This is a genomic window from Myroides odoratus, assembly GCF_001549985.1.
Lineage (GTDB): Bacteria > Bacteroidota > Bacteroidia > Flavobacteriales > Flavobacteriaceae > Flavobacterium > Flavobacterium odoratum_A.
On record NZ_LROZ01000001.1, the window covers coordinates 518,529 to 542,250 of the forward strand.

The window sequence follows — 23,722 nt, forward strand, 5'->3', positions numbered from 1 at the left end:
TTTTTTTAATTGAATACTTTTTTCCCTTTTCTACCTATTCCCACTCCAACTTCAACTCCCGATTTCTTAAACAAACAGGGCCTCCATTTTTCATTAAATATAAATATCCCACCCCGAAAAGAGTCCATCGTTTCAGGTTATCAATGATAATCCACTTAGAATCAAGGAGATTAAAAGACATATTTTTACAATTAATTACAGTGTTGCATTAAAAAAGTTAGTATCTTTGCGCAAATTTTTAACCGAGGTCGGGTACCTCAAACAAAACAAATTATTATGTCTGTAAAAATTAGATTACAAAGACACGGTAAAAAAGGAAAACCTTTTTACTGGGTAGTAGCTGCTGATTCACGCGCTAAAAGAGATGGTAAATACTTAGAGAAAATCGGTACTTACAATCCAAACACTAACCCTGCAACTGTTGAAATCAATGTTGATTCAGCTGTTAAATGGTTATTCAACGGTGCACAACCAACAGATACTGCTAGAACATTACTTTCTTACAAAGGTGCTTTATTGAAACACCACTTACAAGGTGGAGTGAACAAAGGTGCTTTAACTCAAGAGCAAGCAGATGCTAAATTCACTGCTTGGTTAGAAGAGAAAGCAAACAAAATCAACGCTAAAAAAGATGGTTTATCATCTTCTAAAGCGAATGAGAAAGCTCAAAAGCTTGCTGCTGAAAAAGAAGCAAATGCTAAACGTGCTGCTGCTCAAGTTGCTAAAGTTGCTGCTGAATCTGCACCTGCAGAAACAGAAGAAGTAGCTGAAGAAAACAACGAAGAAACTCAAGCATAATTTCTGAGCGATATGCGTAAACAAGATTGTTTCTATTTAGGCAAAGTCGCAAAAAAATTTAGCTTCAAGGGAGAAGTTTTGGTCTATTTAGATACAGACGAACCTGAGTTATACGAAAATTTGGAATCAGTGTTCGTTGACTTTAACGGACAACTGGTTCCTTTTTTTATTGAAGCCGCTTTTTTGCACAAAAATGATTTCTTAAGAGTCAAATTTGAAGACTGTCAATCCGAAGAGGATGCAGACCGTATTATTGGTTCGGAATTATATTTGCCCTTGAATTTATTACCTCCATTGGAAGGAAATAAATTTTACTATCACGAAGTGGAAGGTTTTGAAGTAATTGATACAACCCTCGGTTCTGTAGGAACTTTGATTCGTATTAATGATAGCAATTACCAAGTCCTATTCGAAATTGACCACAACGGAACTCAAATTTTAGTTCCAATGATTGATCAATTCATCGAACAAGTTGATCGCGAAAACAAAAAATTAATCCTCCATATTCCTGCTGGTTTAGTAGATTTATATTTAGAGAATTAATTGTATCGTTGATAATTTAAAAAAAGCCCTAAAAGAAATTTCTTTTGGGGCTTTTTTTGAAGCGATGAAATGCCTCACCACCTCACCCTCTCTCCACCTCTCCACCTCTCCAACTCACCCTCTCCAAAAAACAATTCCGCCATTTCACAAAAAAATCTCTACATTTAATAGAAAAAAGATGAAGATCAGCGCCATAAGTAAAACGACCATTAATCTAGGCGAAGACATTCGAGCCAAAGATATTAGAAAAGGGATTTTTGAACTCATTCAGCGAGATTACCCTGCAATTACGAAGGAAGATTTTATCACGTTGAGTGAACTCAACCGATACAGACGTTTATATCTGACCGAATTAATGATGCAGGAAAAAGGGGAATTAGCCCTGTTGGATCGAGATGTAATGAATGCGATACAGAACAATGCAATATTATCTGAAAATATCCAGGATGAGATTGAAACCAAACTAACACTTGGTCAGAAGATTGCAGATAAGGTAGCTGCTTTCGGGGGAAGTTGGACCTTTATCATTACGTTCTTTACCTTCCTCATTATTTGGATGGTTATTAATATCTGGGTATTGACAACCGAGCCATTTGACCCTTATCCTTTTATATTACTCAATCTGATTCTGTCTTGTCTAGCTGCTATCCAAGCTCCTATTATCATGATGAGCCAGAATAGACAGGAGCAAAAAGATCGTCAACGAGGGGAACACGATTATAAAATCAACCTCAAAGCGGAATTAGAAATCAAATTACTCAGCGAAAAAATAGATCATTTATTGGTTCATCAAAACAAAAAATTACTAGAGATTCAAGAAGTGCAAGTGGATTATTTGGAGGATTTAATGAAGGAACTCCGAAAGAAAGAATAACTTTGTTGTTCGTTCTTTGCTCTTTGCTCTTTGCTCTTTGTGCTTTGTTGGTTGCTTTTTTGTCTTTTGATGAGACTATCTTTTACAAAGCGTAATTTTCTTATAAAAGAAAAATTTAAACAAACCGTGTGAATTGCAAATCTCACCAAATCGAAGCGAAACGTAGATTCATCAAATACAAAAACAACATATAAACTAGATGAGATAAACCCTCAACAACCATGAATTCTCTCTCTACCTTAGGATTGCGCATTTGCATTATAGGCAACAGTGCTGCTGGAAAATCAACCTTAGCGCAACACTTAGGTAAGCACCTACATATAGCGGTTTGCCATTTGGATCAAATTGCTCATATTCCTAATACCAACTGGCAGCCGCGAGATCGCGCACTTCTGCGCATTGATCATCAAGCGTTTTTAGCTCAGCATGAACAATGGGTTATAGAGGGCAATTACAGCTATTTAATGCCTGAACGCTTTCAACAAGCAACCACGATTATATGGTTGGATTTCTCGCGCTGGGGGTCTGCTTATCGCTTTATCAAACGAAGTCTTCAAAACAATAAAAACCGGGCAGGAAATCTTGAAGGAGCACGTCAGCAATTCAACTTCAAGATGCTCAAACACATTTTATTTACTGTTCCCAAAAACAAAGTCAAATACCAACAATTAATTGAGCAAAGTGGTGTTCCTTTTATACGAATTAAGTCTTTTAATGCTTTGATGCAGTATTATAAAAATTGGACATTTTAATTTTACGCGCTATCTCTTCCTTCAAAAAAATAGCATAATGAATAAAACACATTATATTTATAGCCAATAATCAACCTCACTAATCTATGTTATTCCCTAAAGCTAAAAAAATAGCAAAACAGCAAGACTGGTTTGCAACAAACCAACTTGTATTTGGTTTATATAAAAATTACCTTTTTCAAATTGGCGATGCGAATTTATTAGCAACACCCTCTTCTAAATTCGTTATTTCTGATATAACTTTAATTTCAGAGGACCAACGTAACTTTGTTGAACAAACACTAATAGCAAATAAACAGGCTTTGAAATTCTCAACCTACGCCTTTCAAAATAATACCATTGTATTCACTTTCAACGAACATCTAGCTTTAACCAAAATAAAAACAATCTATGCCCTTCTTGATTTCTTAACTGATTTGTATACGCGTATTGATTTACCTATTTCCGATTATTGTCAAAACTGTAAAGAATCAGGCACGAGTAACTTCTACAATTTAAATGAAAAAGGTGTTCAACTCTGTGCGCTTTGCACGAGTGACTTTAAAAAGCGATTTTATCGCCATGAAAGTGATGAAAGAAAAATGAATTCAACTTATAGCAAAGGAGTTATTGGAGCATTACTTTTTTCTATTCCAGGAATTATCATGTGGATTATTGTTGCTTATTATTTTAATACTATCTATTCTGCTTTAGCGTCAGTAATCGCTGTATTAGGATATTTAGGCTATATTAAATTCAATGGAAAAAAAGGTTCAAAAACATTACTTTTTCTTTCTATTACAAATTTTACAACGGTTCTCCTCGCTAACCTCATTGTCTTCCTAATAGAACTAAATGCTGCAGGTTACTCCTTACGTGAATCATTTCATGTCTTACTATTAAAAGAAGTATTTATAGAATATACGCGTTTACCTTTGTTTCTATCCACCGTCTTTTGTCTTGTAGCTACTTTGTTTTTAGCAAGCTTAGTAAAAAAAGGTCCGAGTATCACACCTGCTGTTAAAATTAAAGGTTAATTTCACACGATAGATCGAAATGCTACTGCAAGATGCAGTAGCATTTTTTGTACTTTTGACTTTCAAAATTATACTTATCCCTATGTTTCAATTTAAACAATTCACGATACAGCAAGATCAATGTGCCATGAAAGTAGGTACAGATGGCGTACTTTTAGGTGCTTGGACACCCGTTGACCACTATCCGACCAAGATTTTAGACATTGGCACAGGCACAGGGTTAATTGCCTTGATGCTTGCACAACGCACAGATGCAGAGCAAATTGATGCGGTTGAAATTGATGCAGACGCCCACGTACAAGCCACTGAAAATTTTGAAAATAGCCCCTGGGGAGATCGTTTATTCTGCTACCATGCAAGTTTAGAAGATTTTGCCAATGGAATGGATGAAGAATACGATTTAATTGTTTCCAATCCTCCTTTTTATAGTGAAGACTACCGTACCCAAGATGCAAAAAGAGACCAAGCGCGTTTTCAAGATTCGCTGCCTTTTGATTTACTCCTTGAGGCCGTAGAATATTTTTTATCCGAAAAAGGAGTATTTAGCATCATCGTTCCTACTAAAGAAGAAGAACGCATCATGTATCTCGCAGCGGAGTTTGAGATTTACCCTCTACAGGTTACACGTGTAAAAGGAACACCTACAAGTGAGGTCAAACGCAGTTTACTTGCCTTTTCAAGAGAACGCATAGAGAAAATTCCTCTAAATGAACTGGTAATTGAAGAAAAAAGACACTGTTACACCCCTGAGTTCACTACCCTTGTACAGAATTTTTATCTAAAATTATAGTATTACAAGTTTTTATAACTGCTATTCAAAATATTTTACAGAAATTTGCTCTGCAATCAAGTTAAAAAAGGAAACTAAAGAAATCATCTTTTTGACCTTGATGCATTAAAAAAAACAAACCATGATTTTAAAAGTTAACCAAATGATGATGCCAATGAATATGAACATGATGATGTTCATATCCCGTCATGGCCGAAAGTCAGCAAGTTAACCTCTTTTGTAATAGGATAAATTAGTTGAAGTCTCATCGGTCTGCCGATGGGGCTTTTTTTTTGTTTCATTTTTTCCATTCCTTAATACCAATTTTTATGAGCAATTTTCATTTTTCAACCCAAGCTTTACACGCTGGACATCAAGTTAATCAAACCGCAGGATCAAGAGCTGTTCCTATTTATCAAACTTCTTCTTATGTATTTGACAATGCAGATCATGCAGCAGGAGCTTTTAATCTATCCATTCCAGCGTTTATCTATACCCGATTAAACAATCCGACCAATGATATTTTAGAACAGCGCTTAGCTACACTTGAAGGTGGAATCGGTGCGGTTGTCACTGCTTCAGGCGCTTCGGCTATTAGCACAACCCTATTAACGTTATTAAAAGCTGGAGATCACCTTGTGGCATCGAGCAGTTTATATGGAGGGACGTATAATTTACTCAATGTGACCTTACCGCGTCTAGGCATTCACACTACGTTTGTTGATCCAACTGACTTAGCAAATTTCAGTCAGAATATCCAACAAAATACCAAAGCTATTTTTGTAGAGAGTCTCGGTAATCCCAAGTTAGATGTGATTGATTTAAAAGGCGTTGCTCAAATTGCTCAAGCCCATCATATTCCTTTTATCGTGGATAATACAGTTCCCTCTCCTGCTTTGCTCCGACCTATTGAACATGGAGCAAATATTGTTATTCATTCCTTAACCAAATATATTTCAGGTAATGGTACGACTTTAGGTGGTGCTATTATTGATGCAGGAACTTTCGATTGGAGCAATGGAAAATTTCCTGAATTTACAGAACCCGCAGCAGGTTATCACGGATTAATCTACCATGAAGCTCTTGGAAAAGCTGCTTTTATTGGCAAAATACGCTTAGAAGGCTTACGCGATTTAGGGGCTGCTTTAAGTCCATTTAATGCTTTTCAAATTATCCAAGGCCTAGAAACCTTAGCTATTCGCCTAAAAAAACACAGTGAAAATGCGTTAGCGTTAGCCGAATGGTTAACCAAACAAGATGCAGTAGCTTGGGTGAACTATCCAGGATTACCCTCAAGTCCATATCATAAACTAGCTCAAACTTATTTACCTGAAGGGCAAAGTGGTGTCCTTACTTTTGGATTGAAAAAAGGATTTGAAGCTGCCAAAACAGTTGCCAATGAAACTCAACTTTTTTCTTTAGTAGCTAATATAGGAGATACGAAGTCACTCATCATTCACCCTGCTTCTACGACGCATCAACAATTAACTGTACAAGAGCAAAAGGCAACAGGTGTTACCCCTGATTTAGTTCGTCTTTCTGTCGGAATTGAAGCTATAGAAGATTTAAAGCAAGATTTAGCTCGTGTTTTTAAAACCTTAGTATAATTAATATTTCGCCTTTACGGTTTATTTTCATCATGAATCACTTACACACCATTCAACTTACGGATTACCCCTTACCCGATCAAACCGTACAAACCTTGTACTTGAACTATGAGATCTTTGGTCAACCCTTGCATCAAGCTCCTGTTGTTTTGGTTAATCACGCTTTAACAGGGAACAGTACAGTCACAGGAGAACAAGGGTGGTGGAACCAAGTGGTAGGTTATGATCAAGTGATTGATTTAAATCGATATACTGTTTTGGCCTTTAATATTCCAGGCAATGGTTATGGAAACCAACCGGAGCAGTTACTCCCCAATTATACTTCATTTACGACTGCTGTTGTGGCGGATATATTTTGGAAGGGGCTGCATTTTCTTCAAGTTCCCCAACTGTATGCGGTCATCGGTGGGAGCTTAGGTGGCAGTATTGCTTGGGAAATGGCTTTACAGCGTCCAGAAGCCATCCTCCACTTGATTCCCATTGCGACTAATTTACAAGCATCGGATTGGTTGATTGGTCAGGTTGTGGTACAAGAAGCCATTCTCAATCACTCCAACCAACCCTTGGAAGATGCACGCAAACACGCCATGCTGCTCTATCGAACGCCAGAATCGATTAATCAGAAATTTACTCGAGACCAGCCAAGCACGAATCAAATTCATCCTGTTGAACAGTGGTTGACCTATCACGGTCATGCTTTGCAAAAGCGCTTTCAATTAGCAGCTTATCAACTGATGAATCACTTGCTCCAAACCATCGGCAACACGCTGACGGAAGAACAAATCAAGCAATTTGCCTTAAGAACCAGCTCGCAGATTACGATGATAACAGTGGATAGTGATGGAATGTTTACATCCAAAGAACAACGAGAAACCTATTGTAAACTATACGCTTATGGTGCTGATATCCAATATAAACAGATACAATCCATACACGGTCACGATGCTTTTCTCATGGAATATCAACAGTTACAAACCTTATTACAACCTCTTTTTTAAATCCATACAACTATGAAAATTCTAAAGTTTGGAGGAAAATCCCTTGCCTCAGGGCAAGCTTTCGACCATGTCATTCAAATTATAAAAGACAAAACGAAACAAGATACAATTGCTGTTGTAGTTTCTGCTATTGGCGATACTACAGATGTTTTAGAAGCAATCTTGGATTTAGCTAAACATCAAGCTGATTACCTCACCCCTTTTCTCGATTTTCAAGCAAAAAACTACCATCGTGGTATTGATTTAAAGGAGGAATTTACGCTGTTACAAAAATTATACGAAGGTGTTTCACTACTCGAAGATTACAGCCTTAAAATTAAAGATTTGGTTTTAGCACAAGGCGAGCTTATTTCGAGTAAAGTATTGACCCATCACTTACTTCAGCAAGGGATAACAGCTGTTGCTGTGGACAGTCGTCATTTTTTTGTTACTGATTCAGTCTTTGGTCAAGCTCAAGTACAAGAAGAGCTTTCTAAAGCCAGAACTTCCATCTATTTCAAGGAATTCCCTCCGCAAGCCCTTGCTGTGGTGACGGGTTTTATAGGTAGTACAGAAAAAGGAGATACCACAACTTTAGGTCGCAATGGCAGTAATTATTCTGCAGCATTATTGGCCAATTTCTTGGAAGCGAAAGAACTACAAAATTACACCCATGTCAATGGGATTTATACCGCAAATCCGGATTGGGTTAAAAATGCACAAAAGATTGACGAGTTACATTTTGATGATGCCAATGAATTAGCACACTTTGGGGCTTCTATCCTTCATGCCAAGACGATTCTTCCTTTGGTAGAGCGCAATATCCCACTTCGCATTTTAAATACCTTAAACCCGAAAAATACAGGAACCCTTATTTCTTCACGCCCTACACCAACAGGAATCAAATCGATTTCCGTTCAATCGGATATTGCGTTGATTCAGCTAGAAGGACGTGGTTTATTGGGGATTGTTGGTATTGATGCCCGTATTTTTACTGCCTTAGCTCAAGCTGGCATTAGTGTGGGTATTATTTCGCAGGGTTCTTCAGAACGTGGACTGGGTTTTACTGTTGAACAAAAGAAAGCTACACGTGCTGTCGAAGTGTTACAGAAAGAATTTCAAGTGGAATTTCAAACCAAAGATGTTGATACCATTCACTTCTTACCTGACGTTGCTATTCTGTCTATCATTGGCCAGGATCTCACCACTTTTGACAAACCGTATACAGCCTTGGTCAAAAATAAAATCACGCCCCTACTCTTTCACAATACAGTGACTGGCAAAAACATCAGTTTAGTGGTTCGTCAAGAAGATGCGAAAAAAGCCCTGCATGTAATTCACGGTCAAATTTTTGGTATCAATAAAACAATCAACCTGGCTATTTTTGGTCACGGGCTTGTAGGGGGTACCTTGATCGATCAAGTCTTAGCTTCTGCCGCAGCAATTGCTGCTAAGAAAAATATAACCCTTCATATTTTCGCTATTGGAAATTCTAAAAAAGTGTGGTTATCTGAAACGGGAATCTCAACCAATTGGCGTCAAGAGTTAGCACAACAAGGGGTTTCCTATACGATAGAAGATGTCATTTCCTTTGCAAAAAATCATCATTTAGAAAACCTCATCGCTATCGATAATACGGCTTCTCAGGTGTTTATTGAAAACTATATTCCCTTGGTTCAACAGGGTTTTGATTTAATTTCATCCAACAAAATCGCCAATACCGTTTCCTATACCTTTTACAAGGCCTTGCGAAAAGAGTTAAAAGCCAATCACAAAGAATATTTATACGAAACCAATGTTGGAGCGGGATTACCTTTAATTGACACTATTAAACTCCTCCATCTATCCGGAGAAAATATCACGAAAATCAAAGGGATATTTTCAGGTAGTCTAAGTTATATCTTCAATCAATATTCCGTTCAAGATCAACCCTTTAGCACGGTTTTACAAGAAGCGATTGCGAAAGGATATACAGAACCTGATCCTCGAGAAGATTTATCAGGAAATGACGTTGGGCGCAAATTATTAATCTTAGCACGAGAACTAGATTTACAAAATGAATTAGAAGAAATTAAAATTGAGAATCTAATCCCATTGGAATTACAATCCATCGATACACCAACTTTTCTTTCGCAATTAGAACAATTGAATCCTCATTTTGAAAAAATAAAACAGGCATTACAACCTGATACAGTATTGCGCTATGTGGGGGAATTATCTGGTGATTTACAACAAGACAAAGGTATTTTAGAAACCAAACTAATCGCAGTTCCCCTTCATTCTGCTTTGGGGCAATTACAGGGATCCGACAGTTTATTTGAAATCTATACCGAAAGTTATGGTGAAAACCCCATCATTATTCAAGGTGCAGGTGCAGGTGCATCTGTCACAGCAAGAGGGGTATTTGGAGATATTCTTCGCTTGGCAGATAAATAAAAACGAAATCTATTTATTCTTATTTTATAGTTAACCATGGAAAGTATTTGGTTCCTTCCCCTTTCCTGGTGGTTGTTTATTCTAAATTTCAAATGAAAATGTCCTTCATACCGAAGGACATTTTTTAATTTAGTACTGTATCCATTCTTTTAATATATCACCAAAATCTTCAATATACCCTTCCAAAACATTGACCAAATTTCCCGCCGGATCAAATAAAACGTAATGAGGTGTTCCGCGTTGTTTATACTTCGCTATAGCTAGATCTAAACGTCCATTTTTATTCCACAGCAAAACACCTTTATTTCCTTTTAACTCATAATACATATCCATAGTTATAGGAAAATTATCAACATAATACGTCACATAATCCATTTTTGCACTTAGTTCCTCGGCTATCTTGGCTGTCTGAGGTGCCGCTCGTTGACAATATCCACAATGCATCGTTGAGAAATCGAGCAGTACATACTTCCCTTTAAAGTAATCACTAAACTGTACGGTCTGTCCTTCTCTTGTCAACGCCGTAAAATTGTAATATTTATCCCCTACTTCTAGTCTTTTATATTCAATTAATGCTTGAAAAAACGCAACTTCTTTCGTATTCTTATACTGAGGTTCAACTAAATCTAGCAACGTTTTCATTTGTTCTGTTGTATAACTTTCCGTAGTAAATGGCAGCATAGATCTCCCATAAGCAGTATTGATATACTGTTTTAGAAATTCATAGTCATTCTCTTCCACTTGCTTAAGAATTTTTTGCACCTTTCCTAAGGGTTCAACATTACTATAATAGGCTAATGCAATACTATCAGAAGAAATTCCCTTTTGCATAAGGTCTTGTGCCTCTACTTGCAATTGCTCTATCTCGTCATTGTATTTTTTATTAACTACGTAATTTTGATAACGAACACCATCATATTGAGAACCTAATGCCTCAATATGATGAGGAAAATCAGCAATAGACCCCTCGATAGTAACCGATTCATTTCCTACAAAAAAACTCGTATAATAGGAATCCCCTCCTTGTTCAACATACAAGTAAATAGAGGTTGGAGCCTCATCCAATTCCATTTCAACGTTAAATATTCCATCTTTTGCTTGAAACTCTATTTCCTCATTACCACCAGATAAACTTAATTTAGCATCTTCAGTTAATCCCTTTAATTTTCCATGAAGACGCAATTTTTCTTGCGCTAAGGTTAACGTTGAGATACCAAAAACTAAAAACAAGAGTAGTATTTTTTTCATTATTTAGTTGTATTAAATTTTTTGTTGGCCTGCAATTTAAGCTATTATGATTAACTATTAACTTATAGTCTAAACACTTCTCAACAACTTTTTATTTTTTGTCTTCCCTCCCTAAATCTAGTGATTTATCTCAAAATCCGCAGTTCCTTTCACAAGTGTAGCTATCTTTTTTATACCTTTAATCCAAGTAAGTTGGATGCATGCTAGGCAAGCAACCTCCTATAACTTAAATAAAAACGCTATGAAAAAAATAGTATTCCACACCGTTATAGGAGTAATCTTCCTACTAACACTCGCTTCTTGTAATAAGAAATACGACAGTGTAGCGGCTGAAACGGCAGATTATCTCAGTCTTGCAGATACCGATTCATCTCCTGCTAAAAATTTAGAAGCTGGACAAACGGTTGAGCGCAAAATCATCAAAGAAGGAAGTATTCGCTTTGAAACAGCTAATGCTGCAGCAACGCGCAAACAAATTACAGCAGCCTTGGCCACTTACAAAGGATATCTTGCACAAGACCAATCCGAAACTTATGCTAATCAATCCGTTTATACCCTCACGTTGCGCATTCCTGCTGAAAACTTTGAGAAACTACTAACAGAGATTACTACTGCAGCGCAAAAAGTAGACAATCAAGATATCAAAGCGTTAGATGTTACGGAAGAATTTATTGATGTAGAATCGCGTCTTCAAACAAAAAAAGAGTTGGAAAATCGCTACAAAGCTTTATTGAGTAAAGCCAATAAAGTAGAAGAAATCTTAGCAATTGAAAAAGAAATTGAAGCACTGCGTTCAGATATTGAATCCTATGAAGGACGATTGAACTACTTAAAAAGCAGTATTGCTTATAGTACCTTAACAGCTGTATTTTATGAGAAACAGACTGCGACCACCACATTTGGTTCAGAATTCACCACCGCAATCGGAGAAGGATGGGACAACCTCGTTTCCTTTACCCTTGGTTTATTCTACATTTGGCCGTTTATCCTAATCCTACTAGCCATTCTCTTCTTTGTCAGAAGAAAAATAAGACGCAGAAAACTCCAAAATAAGTAAGTTTTCTCCTTTCATTAGAATTTATATTAAAACCATATAAATCAATACATTATAAAAAAATGAGCCAATTAAGATTAATAATTGGCTCATGATTTACAAGATTTGGTAGAGAAACAATTTCTTGTGGTAACAAGAGCAGGCCGTTCGGTTCGTTACCACTTAAATTTACTCTAAAAAAATCTATCTAGTAAGACAGCTTTTTTTTCTATTTTTTGATTAATTGTGCTAACTTTTCTTGAAAATTTTGTTGCGCCCCTACCCATTTGGCGATTACTTTTCCCTTGGGATCAAATAATACATAACTCGGAGTAGTGCTCACTCGATATTGGGCTTGTATTGGATGAAATCGACCTTCTTTATTCCACAGCACCTGTCCCTTTTTTCCTTTCAATTCATAATACTTCTGGACGCCTTCCTTATCTTCATCAACGTAATAAGTGATATGATCCATATTCGCTTTCAGTTGTTCTGCTATTTCAGCCGTTAGAGGTGCCTCTGTTTGACAATAACTACAGTGCAGGGTTGAAAAATCAAGTAAGACATATTTCCCTTTAAAAAGAGAAGAAAACGAAACTTCTTGCTGATTCAAATCCAATGCTTTAAAATCATAGTATTTATCCCCAGCTTCTAACACTGGATAATCAGCCAAATGTTGCAAGTATTGTACTTCTTTGGTGTTTTTATATTTCGGTTCTACAAGTGCCGTTAATATCTTAAATTGTTCACTAGTAAAATCATCGGTGGTGAATACAAGCTTTGAACGTCCATAATCCGTATTGATATTTTTTTTAATAAAATCGAATTCTTTTGCTTTTATCTGCGCCTCCAATACCGTAATTTTACCCGAAGGAACGCCCATATACACTTCATATAAACTATCTCTATCCGCTCCTCCTTCCATTAATTCATACGCTTCATCATTCAATTCATCTATTTGCGCCTGCAAATCCTTTGTTTCTAAATAATCTTGGTAGCGCAAGGCATCGTGCTGAGAGTTTTTTGCTTGAATATTCATCGGAAAATCAGCTATATTCCCTTCAATAGTCACGTCTTCATTGCCAAGATAAAAAGAAGTATACCTAAAATCATTCCCTTGCTGAACATAGAGGTAAACATATTCGGGTCTTTCAAGGAGTATACGAACATCAAACACGCCATCGTTGACTTCAATCTCTTTTTGTTCTTTTCCTACACTAAGCCAAACTTGTGCATCATTCGATATTCCTTTTATATTTCCTTTAAAATGAAGTTCATCCTGTGCAAAGGCATTTGCTACTAGCAGTATAGCAGAACCTAATACTAGCTTTTTAATCATAATTTTTAAATTGGTGGTTAAAATTCAACAAGCAATTTACTCTATTTTAACAAATAATATAAGCAAAAAACGCATCTCAAACAAAAAGAGTGTTTGAATTCAAGAAAATGGTCATAACTACCCCTATCAGGTAAAATAACGGCAATTTAGCTATACTTTCACGCCCAAAAATTGCACATATGTAAATATTACTTATTTTTGTTGTCACAACTGATAAACTTAAGAATATTATGAAACCAGATTTATTTCAGGCGCCAGATTACTATCTTTTAGATGATTTGCTTACAGAAGAGCACAAATTGATTCGCGATGCAGCGAGAGCATGGGTTAAAAGAGAAGTATCTCCAATTATTGAAGAATATGCTCAAAAAGCAGAATTCCCAAAACAAATTATCAGTGGATTAGCTGAAATTGGAGGATTTGGTCCTTATATTCCAACAGAATACGGCGGAGCAGGATTAGACCAAATTTCGTATGGTTTAATTATGCAAGAAATTGAAAGAGGTGATTCAGGTGTACGTTCAACATCGTCTGTTCAATCTTCTTTAGTGATGTATCCGATTTGGAAATATGGAAACGAAGAACAACGCAATAAATACTTACCAAAATTAGCAACTGGAGAAATGATCGGTTGTTTTGGTTTAACTGAGCCAGACCATGGTTCAAATCCATCTGGAATGATTACCAACTTCAAAGATATGGGGGATCATTATCTATTAAATGGAGCAAAAATGTGGATTTCAAATGCACCTTTCGCAGATATCGCTGTAGTTTGGGCGAAAAACGAAGAAGGTAGAATTCACGGTTTAATCGTTGAAAGAGGAATGGAAGGCTTCACAACTCCAGAAACGCATAACAAATGGTCATTAAGAGCTTCTGCAACTGGAGAGCTTATTTTTGACAACGTAAAAGTTCCTAAAGAAAACTTATTACCAAACAAATCAGGATTAGGAGCACCACTAGGATGTTTAGATTCTGCTCGTTATGGAATTGCTTGGGGAGCTATTGGAGCTGCAATGGACTGTTATGATACCGCTTTGCGTTACTCAAAAGAGCGCATCCAATTTGACAAACCAATTGGAGCTACACAATTACAGCAAAAGAAATTAGCTGAGATGATCACTGAGATCACTAAAGCACAAATGTTAACTTGGCGTTTAGGTGTTTTGAGAAACGAAGGAAGAGCAACTTCAGCTCAGATTTCTATGGCAAAACGCAACAACGTAAATATGGCATTAGAAATTGCACGTGATGCACGTCAAATGTTAGGAGGAATGGGAATCACAGGTGAGTATTCTATTATGCGTCACATGATGAACCTTGAATCAGTTGTAACCTATGAAGGAACACATGATATCCACTTGTTAATTACAGGTATGGATGTAACAGGATTCCCTGCATTCAAGTAGTCTAGCTTATAACAAAATAGATAAACTTTATATAAAGAGCTTCTCCTTACCGAGAAGCTTTTTTATTTTTGTATAAATCTTTTAATCATTATGAATATTCAAACCGTTAATCAACTGATTACTCCAGAACGTCAAGCTTTATTAGAGCATCCATTATATCAAAAAATTACTACTGTTGCCCATTTACAAAAATTCATGGAAGGCCATGTATACGCAGTATGGGATTTTATGTCCCTGTTAAAAGCCTTACAGCAAAAGCTCACGTGTACAACTACGCCTTGGTTCGCTTCTCCTTATCCACAGACGCGTTATTTAATCAACGAGATTGTCTTAGCGGAGGAATCCGATCTAGCCATGGATGGACAGCGTTTGAGCCATTTTGAAATGTATGTGGATGCGATGCGTGATGCTCAAGCCGATGTACAAATCATAAATGCTTTTTTAGCTCAACTACAAGAGGGAAAAAGCATCGAACAAGCTATTGCTGCATTAGCTGTGGATCAAGATATTAAAGACTTCTTGACTTTTACTTTTGACATCATTGCGCAAGGGAAACCGCATGAAATTGCTGCGGCTTTTACTTTTGGTCGTGAAGATTTAATTCCTGAAATGTTTACTGCCATCCTAAAAGGATTTCAACTTAACTTTCCAGAAACAGACTTGTCCAAATTAATTTATTACTTTGAGCGACACATTGAATTAGATGGTGATGAACATGGTCCTATGGCGATGCAAATGATTACGGAACTATGTGGTTCAGATGAACAAAAGTGGCAAGAGGTGATTCGCGTATCCAAAGAAGCTTTAATCAAACGATATGGTTTGTGGAATGCAATCGAACGCGCTATTGAAGCAAATTAATTCTATTTATAAAAACACAAGGCTATGAGTCAATTAAAAGGAAAAAATGCAATTATCACAGGTGGTGGTAGAGGATTAGGAAAGGCTACAGCACTTGCCTTTGCAAAAGAAGGAATTAACGTGGCAATCACAGGTAGAAACGAAGAACGCCTCAAACAAACGGTAGAGGAGTTAACAGCATTAGGTGTAAAAGCTACGTATGCTGTATTTGATGTCGTAGATAAACCAGCTGTTCGCACTGAAATTGCAAAAGTTATTGATTTCTTAGGTGGAATCGATATTTTGGTCAACAATGCAGGTATTTCTGAATTTGGAAAATTTGTAGATATGCCCGCTGATCGTTGGGAAGAGATCTTGTTAACGAATGTGATGGGAGTTTACAACGTAACCCGTGAGGTATTACCGCATCTGATTCAACAAAATGAGGGGGATATCTTCAATGTGGCCTCTACAGCAGGATTAAATGGAAATCCAACAACTTCTGCTTATTCAGCTTCTAAGTTTGCGGTTATCGGTTTATCTGAATCCCTAATGAAAGAAGTTCGCAAAAACAATATCCGCGTATGTACGTTAACACCAAGTACCATTGCTTCGGATATGTCCATTGAACTAGGTTTAACAGATGGTAACCCAGATCATATCTTACAACCGGAAGATTTTGCGGAGTTGCTGGTAGCAACACTAAAATTACCAAGAAGAGCGATGTTGAAAACTGCTTCTTTGTGGACAACAAATCCCATATAATATATCCTCAAAAAACGATAATGACCAGTATTCTTTCTGGTCATTATCGTTTTTAAATAGCTGCCTAAAGATAATGCCCCTTACCTAAGAACAACAAAAGATGAATTACCTATGAATACTCCAATTTTTTTAAACGTCTAAAGAAATATCACTTTCTACATTGAACGTTAATTTTGCATCCAAAGCTTGAAATACTTTATGTAAAGTATATAAACCTATATTTAGGGTAGAACTTTCGATTCTCGAAATTTGTGCTTTTTTAACTCCAATTAAATCTCCTAATTGAGTTTGCGTTAGATTCTTTTCTTTTCTTAATCTTTTAATAGCTGCGGCTAATTTATCAATGCTAACACTAGCGTCAAAATCCTCCCTCTCGATAGTGCCTATTTCACCAATATATCGATCAATCATTTGATCATTTGTTATAAGTTCCATGGGTTTGTTATTGGTAGAATGTTTCATAATGTCAAACTAAATATTATTTACTAAATGTGTAATATAAAATTAAAACTCCTTTTTTCTATTAGTAGCAATTACTTTTTCTCATAGGCCAACAAATACTGTTTCCTAATGAGCCTCGCTCGATTCAATTCCTTTAACGGTGTCTTTTGTGTTTTTTTAATAAAACCATTCGAAGCAATTATAAGAGACTCAGTATAAGGACACCAAAAGGCAAGTAAACGATATTGCACACCACTATAAAGAGTTCGGAACTCCCAAATTTCATCATCTAACTTTTTGAATAAATCACTATCTAAAAAATTAGCATGCAATACCTTTTGGATATTATAAATAATCTTTGCACTAGCTTTTGGATCAATGCTATCTAAAAATGTTAGTATCTCTGTGAGATACAAAATTTGGTTGTTCCTCATACATCATTTTTCATTTTATACTGATACAAATGTACCTAAAAGTTTACAATATTGTAAACTTTTAGATGTATTTTTTTCTATTTTTTTTTACTTCCATGAATTGCATTTCGCAATATGTTAGTACATTTGTACCAGTTTTTATACGTTATAAATCTATGGTTCGCAAACTTTTACGCTTTATTCTGAAGCTTGTGTTGTGGTTCTTTGCATTAAGCATCTTTTCTGTTATCTTTTTTCGCTTTGTTCCTGTACCCTATACACCCTTGATGTTTATTCGGTTATACGATCAAAAGAAGGAAGGCAAATCTTTTACATTGAAACACGATTGGGTTTCCTTAGATCAAATTAGTCCTTATTTACAGAAAGCCGTTATTGTAAGTGAAGATGGGCATTTTCTAAGCCATAATGGTTTTGATTTCAAAGCAATTGAAAAGGCGATGAAGAACAATGAAAAGGGAAAACGCATCAAAGGCGGCAGTACCATTTCACAACAAACCGCTAAGAACGTTTTTTTATGGCCTGGTCGAAGTTATATTCGCAAGGGATTTGAGGCTTATTTCACAGCCTTGATAGAATTGTTATGGTCGAAGGAGCGCATTTTAGAAGTATACCTCAACAGCATTGAAATGGGGGATGGTATTTATGGAGCTGAGGCAGCATCCCAACATTGGTATAAGAAAAGTGCGGCGAAACTAACCGTTAATGAGGCAGCTGGACTAGCAGTAATCTTACCAAGTCCAAGGCGTTATAATCCTGTAAATTCAGGTCCTTATGTGAGCAAGAGAAAACAAACCATCTCTCGTTATATCAAGGGTTATGGCCCATTGGATTTGAAGAAAAAGAAACAGAAGTAAAAAATACCACGTTTTTAGTTAAAAATTTTCATTTAAACTAGATTTTTCCTAACTTGTAGTCAAACTTAAATTATTTTTGTTATGAAAAAAATTGTATTATCGTTAGCTATTGGTGGTTTACTTTTCGCTACATCTTGTAAAGACACGAAGTCTGGAGCTGTAGAATCAGAAACTACTCCAACAACAGAATTAACAGAAGCTAAATCCGAAGCTGAGCTTAAATTTGATGAAGCGAAAAAAGCAGTAGAGGAAGCAGTAAAAAGTGGTGACAAGGCCGCTGAAGAAGCAGCTAGAAAAACACTAGACGAGGCACAAAAAGCATGGGAAGCTACTAAAAATAAAACAGAAGAAGTAGTGAACCAAGTAGGTGATAAAGCGGAAGAATTGAAAGATGACGCTGCAAAATCACTAGATGAGGCAAAAGGCAAAGTGAATGAAATGAAAGATGAGGCGAAAGAGAAAGCAGACAAAGCCAAAGAAAATGTAAATGATGCAGCAAAAGAAGCTAAAAAAGGCTTAGAAAATGCTGCTGATAAATTGAAAAAATAATCATGTGAAGGATCTGGAAACAGATCCTTTTTTTTATGCACATGCTACACAAATTTTATCTTTTTATCCAAAAAAGATAATTTTACCTTTTATTTATCATATAAAATAGGGATTAATCTCTATTTTTTTTGTAATTTGTAAGCAACTAAAATCAAATACTATGAAAACAAACATTGGTTTAAAAGACGACGTAAGACAACAAATCACAGACAAGCTTGCTAAATTATTAGCAGATGAATTCGTGCTTTATACTAAAACAAGAAATGCACATTACAATGTAGAAGGAATTGATTTTCATTCCATGCACTTATTCTTTCAATCGCAATATGAAGCTATCATTGTAGACGTAGATGCTATTGCAGAGCGAATCCGCCATTTAGGACATTATGCGCCTAGTAGCTTAAAAGAATATCTTGCTTTGACCCAACTATCTGAATCAAGAGATAATCAAGGCAACGACAGTGCTTCATGGATTAAAGACTTGTGCAAAGATCACGAAGCCATTATTATCTATTTAAGAGAGAACATCGATGCCATTGACGATATGCACGATCAAGGTACAGCTGATTTCTTAACGGGATTATTAGAAAAACACGAAGAAGCAGCTTGGATGTTACGCGCGCACATCAAGTAATCTTGCTGTTCTGATTTATTATAAAGGTTTGTCTTTAAAAGGCAAACCTTTTTTGCTATTTTTACAGCCAACCCAGAACAACAAAACAATGAAACGATTGATTATGCTTGGTGCTGTCATTCTATTACAGTACGCTTGTACGTCTTCACCCCAAACGGAGACAGAAAAAGCACTTTTATTTCAAAAAAGCTTAAATAAAGAATTCGCAAATAAAGAAACCTCACCTTTAGTGCCTGATGCATTAAAGAAATTTGTTAGCCTCGAATTCTTCCCCGTGAATGAACGCTTTATAATTGAAGCTCAATTCACTCGAACTCCAGGCGAAGTGCCTTTTGAGATGCCAACAACAACCGAGCGCAAACCCATTTATGTCAAATACGGAGAAGCTTCTTTTACTTTGAATGGTAAACCTCAAAAATTAGATTTATTCCAAGATGTGAACTTGCGCAATCAGAAAGAATATGAAAAGCATTTATTCCTGCCTTTCACTGATTTAACTTCAGGCGTTAGTACCTATGGTGGGGGTCGATATATCGATTTAGAAATTCCCGAAGGAGAAACCATTATTTTGAACTTCAATTTAGCGTATAATCCATACTGTGTGTATAATCCAAAATTCTCATGCCCAATTCCACCACCACAAAATGATATTAATGCGGAGATTAATGCAGGGATTAAAGATTATAAGTACTAAAATCAACATAGCAAGAAACGGATTGTAGCGTTTGTATCATCCTCCTATTTTTGGTCTTTTAAAGATAGAAAGATGAAATTAAAAGGAAAGATTGCCCTTGTGACAGGTGGCACAAGTGGTATAGGTAAAGCAACCGCTCAATTATTCAGTGATCAAGGCGCTCAAGTTATCCTCACAGGTCGAACAAAAGAAACAGTAGAACAAACAGTCGCTGAAATTGGAAACAATACCTTGGGGTTTGTTTCTGATGCAGGATCTATGACAGATTTAATCCAATTGCACGATTTAATCCGTCAACAGGTATCCCATTTAGATCTTGTATTTGTCAATGCGGGGTTTGGAAAATATGCGCCTTTGGAGCTCATCGATGAAGCGCATTATAATGAGATGTTTGATGTACTAGTAAAAGGGACCTTATTCACCGTACAACAGGTACTCCCTCTTGTACGTCCGAAGGGGTCTATTGTATTGAATACATCGATTGTTACTGAAATTGGCATGGCCAATTCTAGTGTTTACTCTGCCGCAAAAGCAGCAGTTCAATCCTTTACGAAGACCTTTGCTGCAGAACTTATCAGCAAAAACATTCGAGTAAATGCAGTCTCACCTGGTCCAATCGAAACCAACTACTTTGATCGTTCTAATCTATCTGAAGAGCAGGTTCAACAGTTTACGACTTCCTTTGCCCCTCAGGTACCGATTAAACGCTTTGGACAAGCCCTAGAGGTCGCTCAAGCCGTTCTTTTTCTCGCTTCCGATGATTCTTCTTTTATTGTAGGAACAGAAATCAGTGTAGATGGCGGTTTTCCAAAAATAAAAGCAAATTAATTACTTCAACACTACGAGCAAACAGTACATAAAAAAAGGCTATCTCCAGCAAGAGATAGCCTTTTTATTTAATCTTGTACGGTTTATTTCAACTTTTTTATTCCCATGCTGTATAATGTGAATGCTTGTAAGTCAACATGCTCTTGAATTTGTTGAGCTATTGATTTTCCAGCTCCATGTCCAGCATTTGTTTCAATGCGAATTAACATTGGGTTATGTCCATTATTTTTTGCTTGTAACTCTGCAGCAAATTTAAAACTGTGTGCTGGTACAACGCGGTCATCGTGATCACCTGTTGTTACCATGGTAGCAGGATACGCTTCTGCTTTTACATTGTGTAATGGAGAATATCCTTTCAAATATTCAAACATTTCTTTGCTGTCTTCTGCAGTTCCATAATCATACGCCCATCCAGCACCTGCTGTAAAGGTATGGTAACGCAACATATCCAATACTCCTACTGCAGGTAAAGCAACCTTCATTAAGTCAGGACGTTGTGTCATCGTTGCTCCAACTAATAAACCTCCATTTGATCCTCCTTTAATTGCTAAGAAATCAGATGATGTATATTTATTGTCAATCAAATATTGAGCAGCAGCGATGAAATCGTCAAATACATTTTGTTTTTGCATTTTTGTTCCTGCCACGTGCCAAGCCTTACCATACTCACCACCACCTCTTAAGTTTGGTACTGCATATACTCCTCCGTTTTCTAACCAGATTGCATTTGCAATACTAAATGATGGCGTTAAGCTGATATTGAATCCTCCATACGCATACAACATTGTTGGATTTTTACCATTCAATTCAATCCCTTTCTTATACGTGATAATCATCGGTACCTTTGTTCCATCTTTTGATGTATAGAACACTTGTTTTGATTCATATTGAGTAGCGTCAAATTTCACTTTTGGTTGTTCGTACACTTTAGAAGCTCCATCTTTTACGTCTAACGCATAGATTGTTCCTGGCGTGATATAGTTTGTAAATGAATAATACAACGTTGTATCTTCTTTTTTACCTCCAAATCCACTCGCTGTTCCAATTCCTGGTAACTCAATTGTTCTTATTTCTTTTCCTGCATAGTCGTATTGTTTCACCATCGAAACAGCATCTTTTAAATAGCTAGCAAAAATATATCCTCCACCTTTTGTTGGCGACAATACATTTTCTGTTTCTGCGATAAAATCAGCCCAATTTGCTTGTTGTGGTTTTGCTGCATTCACAGTTACCACACGCGAATTCGGAGCATTGAAATCTGTTTCAATGTACAATTTACCGTCTTGGCTATCTAAAACACTACTGCTACTATCAAAGTTATTTACCAATGTTACAATTGGACTATTTGCTTTTGTCAAATCTTTGATGTACAACTCGTTTCCATATGTAGAATTAGCAGCAGTAATAACTAAATATTGATTATCACCTGTTACATATCCACCTACATATCTTCTTTTCTGGTCTTTACCAAAGATTAAGGTATCTTCTTTTTGAGCAGTTCCTAACTTATGGTAGTATAATTTGTGTTGATCTGTTTTAGCAGACAACTCACTTCCTTCTGGTTTATCATAACTTGAATAATAGAATCCTTCATTTTTAAACCAAGAAACACCACTAAATTTTACATCAACTAAAGTATCACCGATTACTTCTTTCGTCTCTGCATCAATCACAATTACTTTTCTCCAATCACTTCCTCCTTCAGAAATAGCGTAAGCTGCTTTGCTTCCATCTTCTGAGAAATCAATACTTCCTAAAGAAGTTGTTCCATCCGTAGAGAATTTATTTGGATCTAAGAATACTTCTTCTTTTCCACTCTCATCTTTACGGTATAAAATAGATTGATTTTGTAATCCATCATTTTTGAAAAAATACGTGTATTTTCCTTCTTTAAATGGAGCACCAATTTTTTCATAATTCCATGCTTCTTCCATTTGTTTTTTCAACTGATCTCTAAATGGAATCTGAGCTAAGTAACTGTTCGTTACTTCATTCTGTGCTTTTACCCAAGCTGCAGTTTCTTCGGAACGGTCATCTTCTAACCAACGGTAAGGGTCAGCTACTTCAACCTCGAAGTATGTATCAACTACATCTCCTTTTTTCGTTTCAGGATATTGAATATCCGCCACCTGTTCCTTTGCTCCTTCATTTTTACATGAAATAATCAAAGTTGCTACAAGAAGTGTCATAAACGATTTTCTCATAATAAATAATTCTGTTTTAAATTTCTGTGAAAGTAAATATATTAATAATAAATGCAAAAGCAAGGCATTACACCTTGCTTTCTACAAATATAAACCAATTAAGGCGGGCTACTTAATGTGCGTGATTGTGGTCATCATGGTCATGATCATGATCGTGGTCACCATCTCCTTCTCCTGCTGCAACAATTTCGATATTTCTAAATACCATCGTTTGATTCCCTGATTTATCCAATACTTTTACCACAAAGTGATAGTCTCCAGGTTTAGCATTCGCGTCAATGATGATTTCATGGTGGTGAATTTTATCATTCTTTACACCTCCTAAATCCCATGTTTTATTAAAGGCAAATGGTTTTCCTTCAGCTGCAACTTCTTTTACACCTAATGCATGCGTATGGTTATCCCCACCTGAATGGTTATGTCCATCAAAATTATTGTGGATGTCTACGTTATACGAAGCCAAACCATCATTATCGGATACCACCATATCAAAGTGAATATCCTTTCCTGCTTCTAACTTAGCTCCTTCTGCTGGTGCTACTAAGTCTACGACTGGTTTTTCCGTGTCTGTGTTATCATCACTTGAACATGAAGTAAAAGTAAATACACTTGCTATTGATGCTATTGCTAAATATTGTAATTTTTTCATTGTTTTAAATTTTAATCGTTTACATTCTT

At 36.3% G+C, this 23,722-nt stretch carries 24 protein-coding genes; 18 read left to right on the forward strand and 6 right to left on the reverse strand.

Annotated features, from left to right (window positions below; translation table 11 throughout):
* Positions 1-276: 276 nt before the first annotated feature.
* From AWV75_RS02340 to thrA, 9 genes are all read left to right on the forward strand, one after another.
* Positions 277-798: a 30S ribosomal protein S16 gene (locus AWV75_RS02340; protein WP_060872828.1), complete on the forward strand. Its 522-nt coding sequence runs from the start codon at positions 277-279 to the stop codon at positions 796-798.
* Positions 799-810: 12 nt separating this feature from the next.
* Positions 811-1,341, forward strand: coding sequence for a ribosome maturation factor RimM (rimM, locus tag AWV75_RS02345; protein ID WP_060872829.1), 531 nt, complete (start codon positions 811-813; stop codon positions 1,339-1,341).
* A 178-nt stretch (positions 1,342-1,519) separates the two neighbouring features.
* Positions 1,520-2,215 carry a DUF1003 domain-containing protein gene (locus AWV75_RS02350; protein ID WP_060872830.1) on the forward strand — a complete coding sequence of 232 codons (696 nt, stop codon included), beginning with the start codon at positions 1,520-1,522 and terminating at the stop codon, positions 2,213-2,215.
* 221 nt (positions 2,216-2,436) lie between these two features.
* Entirely contained in the window at positions 2,437-2,967 is a 531-nt protein-coding gene (locus tag AWV75_RS02355) for an adenylate kinase (RefSeq protein WP_060872831.1), read from the forward strand.
* Between the two features lie 86 nt (positions 2,968-3,053).
* Complete coding sequence (locus tag AWV75_RS02360; RefSeq protein ID WP_060872832.1) at positions 3,054-3,983, forward strand: hypothetical protein; 930 nt, start codon at positions 3,054-3,056, stop codon at positions 3,981-3,983.
* Between the two features lie 82 nt (positions 3,984-4,065).
* A complete protein-coding gene (locus AWV75_RS02365; protein ID WP_060872833.1) occupies positions 4,066-4,773 on the forward strand; it encodes a tRNA1(Val) (adenine(37)-N6)-methyltransferase in 708 nt (235 codons plus the stop codon).
* A 308-nt stretch (positions 4,774-5,081) separates the two neighbouring features.
* Positions 5,082-6,359, forward strand: a complete 1,278-nt coding sequence (locus tag AWV75_RS02370; protein WP_060872834.1) for an O-acetylhomoserine aminocarboxypropyltransferase/cysteine synthase family protein — start codon at positions 5,082-5,084, stop codon at positions 6,357-6,359.
* A gap of 32 nt (positions 6,360-6,391) precedes the next feature.
* Positions 6,392-7,357 carry an alpha/beta fold hydrolase gene (locus AWV75_RS02375; protein ID WP_060872835.1) on the forward strand — a complete coding sequence of 322 codons (966 nt, stop codon included), beginning with the start codon at positions 6,392-6,394 and terminating at the stop codon, positions 7,355-7,357.
* A gap of 12 nt (positions 7,358-7,369) precedes the next feature.
* Positions 7,370-9,772: a bifunctional aspartate kinase/homoserine dehydrogenase I gene (gene thrA, locus AWV75_RS02380; protein ID WP_060872836.1), complete on the forward strand. Its 2,403-nt coding sequence runs from the start codon at positions 7,370-7,372 to the stop codon at positions 9,770-9,772.
* A gap of 129 nt (positions 9,773-9,901) precedes the next feature.
* Here thrA and AWV75_RS02385 read toward each other — a convergent pair whose 3' ends face one another.
* The gene (locus AWV75_RS02385) at positions 9,902-11,020 is read right to left on the reverse strand and encodes a TlpA family protein disulfide reductase (RefSeq protein WP_060872837.1); all 1,119 of its coding nucleotides are present in this window, start codon (positions 11,018-11,020) and stop codon (positions 9,902-9,904) included.
* A gap of 241 nt (positions 11,021-11,261) precedes the next feature.
* Here AWV75_RS02385 and AWV75_RS02390 point away from each other — a divergent pair, with 241 nt between their 5' ends.
* The gene (locus tag AWV75_RS02390) at positions 11,262-12,077 is read left to right on the forward strand and encodes a DUF4349 domain-containing protein (protein ID WP_231737941.1); all 816 of its coding nucleotides are present in this window, start codon (positions 11,262-11,264) and stop codon (positions 12,075-12,077) included.
* A 205-nt stretch (positions 12,078-12,282) separates the two neighbouring features.
* On the opposite strand, the gene AWV75_RS02395 is transcribed toward AWV75_RS02390, so the two are convergent.
* Positions 12,283-13,392, reverse strand: a complete 1,110-nt coding sequence (locus AWV75_RS02395) for a TlpA family protein disulfide reductase (RefSeq protein ID WP_060872839.1) — start codon at positions 13,390-13,392, stop codon at positions 12,283-12,285.
* Positions 13,393-13,622: 230 nt separating this feature from the next.
* On the opposite strand from AWV75_RS02395, the gene AWV75_RS02400 reads away from it, so the two are divergent.
* The 3 genes from AWV75_RS02400 to AWV75_RS02410 all read left to right on the forward strand — a co-directional run bounded on the left by AWV75_RS02400 (position 13,623) and on the right by AWV75_RS02410 (position 16,406).
* On the forward strand, positions 13,623-14,801 hold the full coding sequence (locus AWV75_RS02400) for an acyl-CoA dehydrogenase family protein (RefSeq protein ID WP_002989400.1): 1,179 nt from the start codon (positions 13,623-13,625) through the stop codon (positions 14,799-14,801).
* A 90-nt stretch (positions 14,802-14,891) separates the two neighbouring features.
* Positions 14,892-15,662 (forward strand): DUF3050 domain-containing protein, encoded by a 771-nt coding sequence (locus AWV75_RS02405; protein WP_060872840.1) that lies wholly within the window; start codon positions 14,892-14,894, stop codon positions 15,660-15,662.
* A 24-nt stretch (positions 15,663-15,686) separates the two neighbouring features.
* A complete protein-coding gene (locus AWV75_RS02410) occupies positions 15,687-16,406 on the forward strand; it encodes a 3-ketoacyl-ACP reductase (protein WP_060872841.1) in 720 nt (239 codons plus the stop codon).
* 129 nt (positions 16,407-16,535) lie between these two features.
* Here AWV75_RS02410 and AWV75_RS02415 read toward each other — a convergent pair whose 3' ends face one another.
* Positions 16,536-16,868: a helix-turn-helix domain-containing protein gene (locus tag AWV75_RS02415; RefSeq protein WP_231737943.1), complete on the reverse strand. Its 333-nt coding sequence runs from the start codon at positions 16,866-16,868 to the stop codon at positions 16,536-16,538.
* A gap of 71 nt (positions 16,869-16,939) precedes the next feature.
* Positions 16,940-17,281: a type II toxin-antitoxin system RelE/ParE family toxin gene (locus AWV75_RS02420; RefSeq protein WP_060872842.1), complete on the reverse strand. Its 342-nt coding sequence runs from the start codon at positions 17,279-17,281 to the stop codon at positions 16,940-16,942.
* Between the two features lie 155 nt (positions 17,282-17,436).
* Here AWV75_RS02420 and mtgA point away from each other — a divergent pair, with 155 nt between their 5' ends.
* The 5 genes from mtgA (at position 17,437) to AWV75_RS02445 (ending at position 20,840) form a co-directional block, all read left to right on the forward strand.
* The gene (gene mtgA, locus AWV75_RS02425; protein ID WP_060872843.1) at positions 17,437-18,135 is read left to right on the forward strand and encodes a monofunctional biosynthetic peptidoglycan transglycosylase; all 699 of its coding nucleotides are present in this window, start codon (positions 17,437-17,439) and stop codon (positions 18,133-18,135) included.
* Between the two features lie 81 nt (positions 18,136-18,216).
* Positions 18,217-18,684, forward strand: coding sequence for a hypothetical protein (locus AWV75_RS02430; RefSeq protein ID WP_060872844.1), 468 nt, complete (start codon positions 18,217-18,219; stop codon positions 18,682-18,684).
* 160 nt (positions 18,685-18,844) lie between these two features.
* Positions 18,845-19,318 carry a Dps family protein gene (locus AWV75_RS02435; protein ID WP_002989390.1) on the forward strand — a complete coding sequence of 158 codons (474 nt, stop codon included), beginning with the start codon at positions 18,845-18,847 and terminating at the stop codon, positions 19,316-19,318.
* An 88-nt stretch (positions 19,319-19,406) separates the two neighbouring features.
* Positions 19,407-20,012 (forward strand): DUF1684 domain-containing protein, encoded by a 606-nt coding sequence (locus AWV75_RS02440; RefSeq protein ID WP_231737945.1) that lies wholly within the window; start codon positions 19,407-19,409, stop codon positions 20,010-20,012.
* A 72-nt stretch (positions 20,013-20,084) separates the two neighbouring features.
* Positions 20,085-20,840, forward strand: a complete 756-nt coding sequence (locus AWV75_RS02445; protein WP_060872845.1) for an SDR family oxidoreductase — start codon at positions 20,085-20,087, stop codon at positions 20,838-20,840.
* An 83-nt stretch (positions 20,841-20,923) separates the two neighbouring features.
* Here the strand turns inward: AWV75_RS02445 and AWV75_RS02450 are convergent, their stop codons facing one another.
* Positions 20,924-23,044 (reverse strand): prolyl oligopeptidase family serine peptidase, encoded by a 2,121-nt coding sequence (locus AWV75_RS02450; RefSeq protein ID WP_060872846.1) that lies wholly within the window; start codon positions 23,042-23,044, stop codon positions 20,924-20,926.
* 112 nt (positions 23,045-23,156) lie between these two features.
* Positions 23,157-23,693, reverse strand: coding sequence for a DUF4625 domain-containing protein (locus tag AWV75_RS02455; protein WP_060872995.1), 537 nt, complete (start codon positions 23,691-23,693; stop codon positions 23,157-23,159).
* Positions 23,694-23,722 lie beyond the last annotated feature (29 nt).

Coding starts and splice junctions, on each gene's coding strand:
- AWV75_RS02420 (WP_060872842.1), bottom strand. CDS start 17,281: ATGAGGAACAACCAAATTTTGTATCTCACAGAGATACTAACATTTTTA.
- AWV75_RS02365 (WP_060872833.1), top strand. CDS start 4,066: ATGTTTCAATTTAAACAATTCACGATACAGCAAGATCAATGTGCCATG.
- thrA (WP_060872836.1), top strand. CDS start 7,370: ATGAAAATTCTAAAGTTTGGAGGAAAATCCCTTGCCTCAGGGCAAGCT.
- AWV75_RS02390 (WP_231737941.1), top strand. CDS start 11,262: ATGAAAAAAATAGTATTCCACACCGTTATAGGAGTAATCTTCCTACTA.
- AWV75_RS02405 (WP_060872840.1), top strand. CDS start 14,892: ATGAATATTCAAACCGTTAATCAACTGATTACTCCAGAACGTCAAGCT.
- AWV75_RS02415 (WP_231737943.1), bottom strand. CDS start 16,868: ATGAAACATTCTACCAATAACAAACCCATGGAACTTATAACAAATGAT.
- AWV75_RS02450 (WP_060872846.1), bottom strand. CDS start 23,044: ATGAGAAAATCGTTTATGACACTTCTTGTAGCAACTTTGATTATTTCA.
- mtgA (WP_060872843.1), top strand. CDS start 17,437: ATGGTTCGCAAACTTTTACGCTTTATTCTGAAGCTTGTGTTGTGGTTC.
- AWV75_RS02445 (WP_060872845.1), top strand. CDS start 20,085: ATGAAATTAAAAGGAAAGATTGCCCTTGTGACAGGTGGCACAAGTGGT.
- AWV75_RS02435 (WP_002989390.1), top strand. CDS start 18,845: ATGAAAACAAACATTGGTTTAAAAGACGACGTAAGACAACAAATCACA.
- AWV75_RS02355 (WP_060872831.1), top strand. CDS start 2,437: ATGAATTCTCTCTCTACCTTAGGATTGCGCATTTGCATTATAGGCAAC.
- AWV75_RS02360 (WP_060872832.1), top strand. CDS start 3,054: ATGTTATTCCCTAAAGCTAAAAAAATAGCAAAACAGCAAGACTGGTTT.
- AWV75_RS02440 (WP_231737945.1), top strand. CDS start 19,407: ATGAAACGATTGATTATGCTTGGTGCTGTCATTCTATTACAGTACGCT.
- AWV75_RS02340 (WP_060872828.1), top strand. CDS start 277: ATGTCTGTAAAAATTAGATTACAAAGACACGGTAAAAAAGGAAAACCT.
- AWV75_RS02395 (WP_060872839.1), bottom strand. CDS start 13,392: ATGATTAAAAAGCTAGTATTAGGTTCTGCTATACTGCTAGTAGCAAAT.
- AWV75_RS02350 (WP_060872830.1), top strand. CDS start 1,520: ATGAAGATCAGCGCCATAAGTAAAACGACCATTAATCTAGGCGAAGAC.
- AWV75_RS02370 (WP_060872834.1), top strand. CDS start 5,082: ATGAGCAATTTTCATTTTTCAACCCAAGCTTTACACGCTGGACATCAA.
- AWV75_RS02400 (WP_002989400.1), top strand. CDS start 13,623: ATGAAACCAGATTTATTTCAGGCGCCAGATTACTATCTTTTAGATGAT.
- AWV75_RS02430 (WP_060872844.1), top strand. CDS start 18,217: ATGAAAAAAATTGTATTATCGTTAGCTATTGGTGGTTTACTTTTCGCT.
- AWV75_RS02410 (WP_060872841.1), top strand. CDS start 15,687: ATGAGTCAATTAAAAGGAAAAAATGCAATTATCACAGGTGGTGGTAGA.
- AWV75_RS02455 (WP_060872995.1), bottom strand. CDS start 23,693: ATGAAAAAATTACAATATTTAGCAATAGCATCAATAGCAAGTGTATTT.
- AWV75_RS02375 (WP_060872835.1), top strand. CDS start 6,392: ATGAATCACTTACACACCATTCAACTTACGGATTACCCCTTACCCGAT.
- AWV75_RS02385 (WP_060872837.1), bottom strand. CDS start 11,020: ATGAAAAAAATACTACTCTTGTTTTTAGTTTTTGGTATCTCAACGTTA.
- rimM (WP_060872829.1), top strand. CDS start 811: ATGCGTAAACAAGATTGTTTCTATTTAGGCAAAGTCGCAAAAAAATTT.